The sequence below is a fragment of the Desulfurellaceae bacterium genome, from assembly GCA_021296095.1.
Lineage (GTDB): Bacteria > Desulfobacterota > Binatia > Bin18 > Bin18 > JAAXHF01.
In genome coordinates this window covers 1-9,376 of record JAGWBB010000093.1, presented here as the reverse complement: position 1 = coordinate 9,376, position 9,376 = coordinate 1, and the positions used below count along the sequence as shown (strand labels likewise).

The following is a 9,376-nucleotide window of genomic DNA, read 5'->3' as shown; positions in this document are numbered from 1 at the left end:
CAAACGGCGACATCCGCGTGTGCCGAGTCAAGCACAGAATTCTCCAAAAGAACAGGAGGACAAGGCCGGCGCGTGGCAGGCGCGGCGGCTTAGGACGCGGTCTATCGTTCACCGCATGCCGCCCGGTACAGGCGGTTTTGTTCCAGGCTGCGTCCTGCTAGGGTCGGCAGGCGCGAATCCGTGCTCCCTGTGTTGCACGACCCGACCCATGAGACCGAACCCGGTATTCGATCCATGCAATCGCTCAGGCGGCATCCAGCCGTGATTATTACGGCGCTCGGCAGCGCCCAGATCGTGTCCTGGGGATCGCTCTTCTACGGCTTCCCGTTGTTCGTCCTGCCCATGACCGACGCGTTCGGCTGGTCCCTGCCGCTACTCAACGGCGCCGCCACCGTCGGCCTGCTGACGGCCGGGCTGTGCGCCTATCCGGTCGGGGCGATCATCGACCGCTACGGCGGGCGGGTCATCATGACCGGTGGCTCGCTGGGAGCGAGTCTGCTCCTGGCAGCCTGGTCGCAGGTCGAGCAGCCCGTGGCGTTGTACGCCGTCTGGCTGGGGCTCGGAGCGTGCATGGCGGCCATCCTGTACGATCCTGCTTTCGCCGTCCTCACCCAGCACTTTGGGACCGACGCCCGGCGGGCGATTACCGCCCTGACTCTCATCGCCGGCTTTGCCAGCACGGTGTTCATCCCCCTGATTGAAAGCCTCCTGACCGTGCTCATCTGGCGCGAGGTGCTGCTGGTACTGGCCGGTCTGCACGTCTGTGTCTGCATCCCGATCCACTGGTGGCTGGTCCCGCCGCAGTCCCTCGCTCGCAGCACCGCCGAGGCTGCCGCGCCCTCCTCCTCGGACGAGGCTCGGGCGGTCATGCGCCAGCGCCTGCGCGACCCGCTGTTCTGGGGACTGTGCGTGTGGTTCACAGCCTGGTGGGCCAGCCTGTCCGGCCTCGTGTTTCAGTTCGTGCCGTATCTCAAGTCAATCGGGGTCGAGACAGCTTCCATAGTGATTGCGGCCGCTTTGATCGGTCCGATGCAATTCGTCGGACGCCTGACGATGATGGCCTGTGGCGAGCGGGCACGCATCAGTCTGGTCGGTGCGCTGACGACGACACTCAGCCTCGGCGCGGTCGCAATCCTGCTCGTTTCGCCGCCCCGACTCGGCTGGCTGGTCCTCTTTGCAATCGCCTTTGGCATCACCAACGGCATCACCAGCATTCTGCGCGGGGTGGCACCGGCCGAGTGGCTGGGCCGGGAGCACTACGGCAAGACTATCGGGGTGATGGGCGCGCCGATGATGGTCGCCTCGGCCCTGTCACCGCTCGGTACGGCCGCCATCTGGACCGCCACCGACGACCCGGCCTGGATGCTCGGCGCCCTCCTCGGCGTGGCCCTCCTCGGCGCGGTCGGGTTCTGGTTTGCGGCCCTGCGGTCCGGGCTGCGTTAGCATCGGTGTCTCTTAGCGATGGCGTGATTTTTCACACTCAAGAACGGTATGAACTCTCTTGCGGTGCGATCCCCCGGCCGATGCGTGGACGCTTTCGAGTGCGGCATGCTAGGCTAAGGGCTCCCCAACAAAGGAGGGTGCGACGAATGCTATCTCTGAGTGAATATACAAAGTATGACGGCCTTGGGCTGGCTGAGCTGGTGGCGCGCAACGAAGTCAGCGCCGAAGAACTGGTGGCCAGCGCGATCCAGGCCATCGAAAAGGTCAACCCACAACTGAACGCCGTACTCCAGGTGCTGTCAGACCAGGCACGGGCCGAGATTCAGGCAGGCTTGCCGCACGGCCCCTTCAGCGGCGTGCCGTTTCTGATCAAGGAACTCGTCCTGCACGCCAGGGGAGTCCGCCTCGACATGGGCTCACGGCTGGCCCAGGGCTATGTCGCCGCCGAGGATTCCGAACTCATGGCGCGCTTTCGGCGGGCCGGGTTTGTGCTGACCGGCACGACTCAAACTCCAGAGCTGGGCTATAACCCGACGACCGAGACCGTGCTGTTCGGGCCGGTCCACAACCCGTGGAAGGCTGGTCATAGCGCCGGCGGTTCGAGCGGCGGATCCGCCGCGTCGGTCGCCGCCGGTGTCGTGCCGGTTGCCCATGCCAACGACGGCGGTGGCTCTATCCGTATTCCGGCCTCGTGTAACGGTCTGGTTGGCCTCAAGCCGTCGCGTGATCGGGTGCCCACCGGACCCGACTTTTCTGATCCGCTGTGCGGCCTGGCGTGTGAGTTTGTTGTCTCGCGGAGTGTCCGCGACTCCGCGACGCTGCTCGACATCGTGGCCGGCGCCGATGCCGGCGCGCCTGGCCTCCCGGTCCCACCGGCCCGTCCCTACCGTGAGGAAGCGAACGCAACACCGGGCAAGCTGCGCATTGCCTGGACCACACGGCCCGCTTCGGGTGAGAAGGTTGATCCGGAGTGCGAGCGAGCGGTCCATGACACCGTGCGGCTGCTGGAGGAACTCGGCCATACGGTGCATGAAGGCCGGCCTGAGTATGACTGGGAGGAGTTCCTTGAAAACGTTCACGTGATCTGGGCCGCGTATAATACCATGGCGATTGAAGGCCTGGCTGCGGAAATGGGGCGTTCGCCGAGCCCGGATACGCTGGAAGCCGTGACGCTGGCCGTCTGGGAAGATGGCAAGAAGTACAGCGCGGTTGATCTGCTGAAATCCATGGACCACGGCGGTCGCCTGTCCCGCATCGTGGGTCGTTTCTTTGAAGACATCGATGTCTTTGTGACGCCCACCATTGCCACGCCGCCCGCGCCGCATGGAGAAGTCAATCAGAACCGAGCCGGCATGACGGCGATGGAGTGGACCCGCCAAGTCTTCTCCTACGTGCCCTTTACACCGCTCTTCAATACGACCGGCCAGCCGGCCATCTCGCTGCCCTTGCACTGGAGTGCCGATGGCCTGCCGGTTGGGGTGCAGTTTGTCGGCCGTTTTGGGGACGAAGCAGGATTGCTGCGCCTGGCCGCTCAGCTGGAAGAGGCAAAGCCGTGGACAGATAAGCGCCCGCCTGTGCATGTGGCCGCCTAGCCTCTGCCCTGGAGTGGGACCAAACTATAAAATGACCGCGTCGTGGTCAGGGGCACGAGCGACCGATCTCATCCTCTGCGTGACTCTGGCCGGCGCGGTCGGATTCTGGTTTGCAGCACTCCGGCTCGGCCTGCGTTAGATTCAGCGTCTCTTGCCGATAATATCATCTCCTCATATTATTTGACCACGGTCATAACTATGGTCACAACACTCAAACGAGGAGAAAAAATGCCTTCCATTTCAAAAAGCAAATTGAAAGCCAACATGCTGCGTATCTTCCGCGATATCGAAGAAACCGGCGAAGAATTGATCGTCACAGATCACAATCGCCCGGTTTTACGCATTCAGCCTATTACCCAAAAAAAGACCGTGAAAGAGGTGTTCGGCACTATGCAGGGCAAAGTCATCTACCGCGAAGATGTCAATACACCGACCACCGACGAATGGGCAGAGCTGTGATGATCGTGCTGGATACGTCAGCCCTCATCTTCTGGACCCTGGACCCAGGGCGGCTGTCTCAAACCGCAGCCCAAGCGATCTCAGACGCCGACCGTATCGCTCTCAGCTCTATCTCTATCTGGGAAATCGGCATCAAAGTCCAAAAGGAAAGGCTCTCCCTACCGGTTTCCATCCAGGAATTCACAGAGAAGCTGGAGCAAATCGACCGCCTCGATATTCTCCCTGTCGATGTCCAAACCTGGCTCAAAAACCTGGCACTCAACTGGGACCACCGCGATCCTGCCGACCGCACCATTGTTGCGACTGCCAGTCTGCACGCCTGCGCGCTCGTCACCTCCGATGCTGCTATCCGCGCGTTTTATTCACAGACAATCTGGTAGCGGCCGTGTCGTACTGCCCCGCTGCTCCCAAAAGCTTGGTCAGCAGACGAAATTCGTGCTCGCGTGGTGACGTTGTACGCCAAGCCAGACCGATGGGCGCGCCAATGATGGGCGCCTCGGCGCTGGCACTGCTCGGCACGGCCGCTATCTGGACCGCCCCGGCGACCCGGTCTGGATGCTCGGCGCCCTCCTCGGTGCGACCCTGACCGGCGCGGTCGGATTTTGGTCTGCGGTGCTGCGGTCTGGACTGCGCTATGAGGAGGATTCTGGCGAATGGCAAGTTCATGGCTCCAGAGAAGTCGCCCGACGAGACAACCATGCTGGGTCTTTCCACCCATCTGCGTATCCGTTGATTGCCGGAGCCGGCAGGACAAGATTTCCAGACACCAGCCGCGCGAGTGCATTCTCTTCGAAGTTATCCGAACAGTTTCGTAAGCCAAGCAACAAAGGTATTGCTGAGTTCACCGTCAACTTCCAAATCTCGCGCACGAATGGCTAAACCCATCTGTCTGGGATCCTCTCTAGCCGCCAGCCAAGCGTAGAGCTGCGCCCTCAGCTTCTTCTTCGCTGAGAACTTTCTCTGTGCTTCTGGAATCTCTTCGATATAGCGCTGGGACAATGGCCAAACCTGATCCCCACCGGGGATCATTCGCACGACAAAATTCTCAAACTCACCAAGCGATTCATTATCGGGCATCAGCCAGATACCAATACGGGGCGTTCCGTCTATGATCGTCCCAGCTGAATCGGGAGACGGCGGTGGTGAGATACCGGCCTTCGAGAGCTGGCCTCTGACGGCGTCCCAACGCGCTGCTATATCGTCGTCTGCATCCACGAGAATGCCAACGGCCTGTCGGTCCGACGCTTTGATTTCAATGCTAATGGCCGGGAGCAGTCTGCTGATAGTCTTCTTGTTAAGGATGGAAAAGGGCAGCGCTGATTTATGCCGTTCGAGGAGGCGGCTAACGACATATTCATCGTCCTGCCCTTCGACTAAAAGAATACGGGAGTCCGATGCGGACGAAATAGGCCGGGCCACAAACTATCTCACCTCAATACCTTGCTCGGCTGCGATTTTAAGATCGGCCTCCGAGTATTCCACAGCGCGGATGCGACTGCCCTCCCTCTCAAGGCGAATAAGCATGCCTTCCACCTCGTCTACATCCGCTGCCGCTTGTGCAAAGCCTGCCGCACAGTCCCAGCTGTGTGTTGTTGCAAAAACCTGCACGTTGTTCTCACACGCCGTTCTCAGAACCATCTTCCAGAAGTCGCGCTGTACCGCATAGTAGAGTCCGTTTTCCGCTTCGTCGATCACCAGGAAACCATCCCGGCTATTCGCAAGGGCCAAGGCGACACTAAACAGGCGCACAGCTCCGTCGCCGAGACTTTTCAGGGGAACCGGACGATCTCGCCCCCTGATCCTTACGACCGCCCGGCAGCCATGAGGAGTACTATTTTTCCTGTCATCGCCAACTACCGCGATACGGTCCACTATATCGCCAAAGATCAGATTCAGAGCCTGCACTACCCGGGTTTCATCATTTGTGAGCGCTATCCCATCCCAGAACCGCGCCATGTCCATATTAGTCAGCAAACTCGGTCCCAGGGACTCGCATAGGATTTCAGGTAGCAGCTGGGGTTCATCATCAAAAAATTTCGTCAGCGCACGTAATAATGCTTGCTCGGTCGGAGATTCAGACATCGGATATTCTTGAGTCGCACCGTTAAACTCGACCCTGAGCACCTTCACATCCTCACCTGAGGAATGTCCGCTGGTCAGCTTTCCTAATGCCTTAGCGATCTTTTCACTCAATGGAATAGTCCGAATGTAGAGCTGTTCTGTCCTAATAATCGGACCTATTGAGATACAAGCATCTGATGAGGCGTGCCGACCATGGAAGAGAGCCTCCCAATCGGGCGCAAGCCTTTTGTCGCCGTCCTCATCGACAGTGTCAGCCATCTCTTCACGATTCCGCAATATATTCGCGAAAAGAGAATCATGCCCGCGCGCAGCATAGAGACGGACGGCCTCAAGCAGAGTGGTCTTACCGACTCCGTTCTTCCCCACGAAGAGCGTCACGCGGCCTAAACGGGGGATCGAAAGGTCTTCGATCCCCCGAAACCCTATGATCGCCAGACTCGAAAGATGGAGATCTTTGCCAGAGAGTTCTGTGGACATGAAGTCACTGTCCTTAATTGCTCTTGCTCAAGAGACGTATATTCACAATCACCCGGACAAATGCATGATCGGATTGTAGCCGGGACACATCTTCGGTCAAGTCCGATCAGTGCGGGGAGATCTCCGAGGGCTTGGAATGATCTTGCGTCACCAAAATATTGGCCAGCAGACGCAATTCGTGCTCGTACGGTGAGGCGTTGTGCGAGGTCCTGCACCGGCAGCGGGCTTGACCTGTCGCTCGGGCGGATGGGATTCAGCCGACCGCCACAGATCGTGCCGGCAATGTCTGGACGGTGCCAGAACCCATCCTACCCGCCCTGCTTTTCCACAAACCGGTCGATCAGCCGTCGGGCAATGCTGATCCGGCCCGGGATGGACGGCAGTGTATCGACGGTGAACCAGCCGGCCTCGGCAATCTCGACCGGGTCGGGTTTGATCTCTCCGTCGAGGTACTCGGCGCTAAAGCCCAGCATCAGCGAGTTCGGAAACGGCCACGGCTGACTGGCCACGTAGCGCACCTTGCCGACCGTGATACCGACCTCTTCCCGAACCTCCCGCACCACGCACTCCTCAATCGTCTCGCCCGGCTCCACAAAACCGGCCAGAACGCTGTACAGACCGGTGGGAAAATGCGCCGAGCGGGCCAGCAGCAGCTGGTCGCCCCTCTCAACCGCCATGATGACTGCGGGTGACAGACGCGGGAAATTCATCAGCTTGCACTCACGACAAGCCTTGGCCCGCTCATTATCCTTGGTGTAGGTCTTGCTGCCGCACCGGCCGCAGTACTGGTGGTTACGGTCCCACTCCACAATCTGGACCGCCCGACCGCCCAAGACGAACAGGTCTTCCTCCAGCGAGCCGTACACCTGGCGCAAGTCCTTGAAGTCCATACCATTGGGAGCGGTGTCTTCCGCCACGTCTACCGCGTAGCACGGCCGGCCCTCGTAACGGCCGAGATAGTACTGCTGCGTGGCGGTCAGGCCCAACTCGGTAAACCGCTCGATATACGGGACGGCCAACCCAGCGTCGGAGACCTGCACCAGCAGGCGGTTGCGGTGAAAGCCAAACCACCACGCCGGCCCGGATATGCCCGACGGAGGAGTGACCTCGGAAATGAACGATTTGTGCATGCCAAACATCTGCTGTGCCATAGCTGGGGGTCCTCTCGTGTGCGTGGGTCGCCCGAGCATAGCAAACACGGCCGGCGCTGTCCCCGCCCGCCTGATCCTTGAGTTGTGACGGACGCCCCGCTATGTAGAGAGCACTCAGACCTGCGGAGCAGGAGGAAGCCATGCAGTCACTCAAAGATCAGGCGTGTATCACCGGTGTTGGAGAGACCGCCTACACCCGCGGCACCGATAAAAAAGAGTTCAGCCTCATGCTGGAGGCGTCGATGCACGCGATTGCCGACGCCGGTCTCAGCCCCCACGACATTGACGGCATCATCCCGCCTCCGACGCCGTTTGCCACGGCCGAACATTTTGCGGCCAACCTCGGCGTTGAAGACCTGCGCTACGCCGCCACGGTGCATATGGGCGGCGCCAGCTCGGTGACTGCGCTGCAGAGCGCGGCCCTGGCCGTGGCCTGTGGTGTGGCCCGCCACGTGCTGGTGCCGTTTGGCTGGAAGGGCTACTCGGGCGCGCGGGTGCGCAGCCTGGGTAGCGACAAAGGCAACAGCATGAGCGGCGCCCTGGGCGCGCTGATGACCACCATCAACGAGTACTACCTGCCCTTTGGCGCCTCGGTTCCGGTCCAGTGGTACGCCTGGATGGCCACCCGCCACAAGGCCCTGTACGGAGTCCCGGACGAAGCCACCGGGGCCATTGCCATCGCATCGCGCAAGCACGCCCAGCTCAACGACAAAGCCTATATGTGCGGCCGGCCGCTGACCATGGAGGATTATCTGAACGCGCGCTGGGTGGCCAAACCGTTTCGCCTGTTCGACTGCTGCCTGGAGACGGACGGCGCCTGTGCGGTGGTGATCTCGGCCGCCGAGCGGGCCGCCGACTGCCCACACTCGCCGGTGTATATTGCGGGTCTGGCCGAGGGCCACCCCTACCCGGCCGACGATATTCCGGCCCGGCCCGATCCGTTCAAGATCGGGCTCAGCTTTGCCACCCCCAAGGCGCTGCAGATGGCCGAGATCGACCGCCAGGACCTCGACTTCATCGAGGTCTACGACTGCTTTACCTATGTCGTGCTGCTGCAACTCGAAGCCCTGGGTCTGTGTCAGCCGGGTGAGGGCGCAGACTTTGTCAAAGACCAGCGTCTGGAACTTGGCGGCGAGCTGCCGATGAACACCCACGGCGGCCTGCACTCGGAAGCCCATGTGGCCGGCCTCAACCACGTGGTCGAGGCTACCCGTCAGCTGCGCCACGACTGCGGCCAGCGTCAAGTGCCAGACGCCCAGGTCGGCTTGGTGACCGGCTGGGGTGACTTTGGCGACGGCAGTCTGGCCATTCTGCGGCGCTAACAGCCCTCAAATCCCGTTCAGCCTGCCCCTGGGGCGACGCCGCCCAAAGGAGAAGTCCGCGTGTCCATTCCCGCCCAGTTTGACGACCGTTTGTGTCTGCCCCTGATCGCCGCCCCGATGTTCCTGGTCTCCGGCCCGGAGCTGGTCATTGAGGCCTGTCAGGCCGGCGTTATCGGCGCCTTCCCGACCGCCAACTGTCGGACTGTTGAGCAGTTGGACGACTGGTTTGCCCAGATCACCCGGCGGCTGAGCGATTTCCGGGCCGCCCACCCTGAGCGGCCGGTTGCGCCAGCGTGCGCAAATCTGATTGTGCACCGCTCAAACTCGCGTCTGGAAGACGATCTGGGACTGGTCAGAAAGCACCGGATCGAGCTGGTCATCGCCAGTGTCGGCAGCCCGCACGCCATCATCGAGCCCATCCACGACTACGGCGGCGTGGTGTATGCCGACGTGGCCAGCATGCGCCACGTGGAAAAAGCCCTGGCCGCCGGCTCGGACGGCCTGATCCTCCTGACCGCAGGAGCCGGCGGCCAGACCGGCTGGGCCAACCCCTTCGCCTTTGTCCGCCAGGTCCGGGAAGTCTTTGACGGCCCGCTTGTCCTGGCCGGCGGGGTGGCTGACGGCACGGCTCTCCACGCCGCCGAAGCGCTGGGCTGCAACCTGGCCTATATGGGCACACGTTTCATCGCCACCCAGGAGAGCATGGCCCCGGAAGCCTATAAGCGCCTGATTGTCGGAACAAACATGGACGGCATCACGCTGACCAAAGCCTTCAGCGGCCTGGAGACCAATATGATTCGGCAGTCGATTGAGGCCGCCGGGCTTGACCCCGACAAGCTGCCCGAGCGGG

9 protein-coding genes are annotated in these 9,376 nt (G+C 61.4%); 6 read left to right on the top strand and 3 right to left on the bottom strand.

What is annotated here, in order from left to right:
- The first annotated feature begins 180 nt into the window (after positions 1 to 180).
- The 4 genes from J4F42_18340 (at position 181) to J4F42_18325 (ending at position 3,874) form a co-directional block, all read left to right on the top strand.
- The gene (locus J4F42_18340; GenBank protein ID MCE2487478.1) at positions 181 to 1,443 is read left to right on the top strand and encodes an MFS transporter; all 1,263 of its coding nucleotides are present in this window, start codon (positions 181 to 183) and stop codon (positions 1,441 to 1,443) included.
- A 146-nt stretch (positions 1,444 to 1,589) separates the two neighbouring features.
- Complete coding sequence (locus J4F42_18335; protein MCE2487477.1) at positions 1,590 to 3,035, top strand: amidase; 1,446 nt, start codon at positions 1,590 to 1,592, stop codon at positions 3,033 to 3,035.
- Between the two features lie 228 nt (positions 3,036 to 3,263).
- Positions 3,264 to 3,494 carry a type II toxin-antitoxin system Phd/YefM family antitoxin gene (locus J4F42_18330; GenBank protein ID MCE2487476.1) on the top strand — a complete coding sequence of 77 codons (231 nt, stop codon included), beginning with the start codon at positions 3,264 to 3,266 and terminating at the stop codon, positions 3,492 to 3,494.
- Complete coding sequence (locus J4F42_18325; GenBank protein MCE2487475.1) at positions 3,494 to 3,874, top strand: type II toxin-antitoxin system VapC family toxin; 381 nt, start codon at positions 3,494 to 3,496, stop codon at positions 3,872 to 3,874. The genes J4F42_18330 and J4F42_18325 overlap by 1 nt, the downstream gene beginning before the upstream one ends.
- A 415-nt stretch (positions 3,875 to 4,289) precedes the next feature.
- Here J4F42_18325 and J4F42_18320 read toward each other — a convergent pair whose 3' ends face one another.
- From J4F42_18320 to nudC, 3 genes are all read right to left on the bottom strand, one after another.
- Positions 4,290 to 4,913, bottom strand: coding sequence for a hypothetical protein (locus tag J4F42_18320; GenBank protein MCE2487474.1), 624 nt, complete (start codon positions 4,911 to 4,913; stop codon positions 4,290 to 4,292).
- Positions 4,914 to 4,916: 3 nt separating this feature from the next.
- Complete coding sequence (locus J4F42_18315; GenBank protein ID MCE2487473.1) at positions 4,917 to 6,053, bottom strand: AAA family ATPase; 1,137 nt, start codon at positions 6,051 to 6,053, stop codon at positions 4,917 to 4,919.
- A gap of 308 nt (positions 6,054 to 6,361) precedes the next feature.
- Positions 6,362 to 7,204, bottom strand: a complete 843-nt coding sequence (gene nudC / locus J4F42_18310; protein ID MCE2487472.1) for an NAD(+) diphosphatase — start codon at positions 7,202 to 7,204, stop codon at positions 6,362 to 6,364.
- Positions 7,205 to 7,344: 140 nt separating this feature from the next.
- Between nudC and J4F42_18305 the strand changes: the two genes are divergently transcribed.
- Together J4F42_18305 and J4F42_18300 are read left to right on the top strand one after the other, a co-directional pair.
- Positions 7,345 to 8,526 (top strand): hypothetical protein, encoded by a 1,182-nt coding sequence (locus tag J4F42_18305; GenBank protein ID MCE2487471.1) that lies wholly within the window; start codon positions 7,345 to 7,347, stop codon positions 8,524 to 8,526.
- A gap of 60 nt (positions 8,527 to 8,586) precedes the next feature.
- Positions 8,587 to 9,376, top strand: a 790-nt coding sequence (locus J4F42_18300; GenBank protein MCE2487470.1) for a nitronate monooxygenase, incomplete at its 3' end; no start/stop codon positions are given.

Excerpts from the sequence above, each read along its gene's own strand:
- J4F42_18335 (MCE2487477.1), top strand. The coding sequence starts at position 1,590 with ATGCTATCTCTGAGTGAATATACAAAGTATGACGGCCTTGGGCTGGCT.
- J4F42_18330 (MCE2487476.1), top strand. The coding sequence starts at position 3,264 with ATGCCTTCCATTTCAAAAAGCAAATTGAAAGCCAACATGCTGCGTATC.
- J4F42_18325 (MCE2487475.1), top strand. The coding sequence starts at position 3,494 with ATGATCGTGCTGGATACGTCAGCCCTCATCTTCTGGACCCTGGACCCA.
- J4F42_18315 (MCE2487473.1), bottom strand. The coding sequence starts at position 6,053 with ATGTCCACAGAACTCTCTGGCAAAGATCTCCATCTTTCGAGTCTGGCG.
- J4F42_18305 (MCE2487471.1), top strand. The coding sequence starts at position 7,345 with ATGCAGTCACTCAAAGATCAGGCGTGTATCACCGGTGTTGGAGAGACC.
- nudC (MCE2487472.1), bottom strand. The coding sequence starts at position 7,204 with ATGGCACAGCAGATGTTTGGCATGCACAAATCGTTCATTTCCGAGGTC.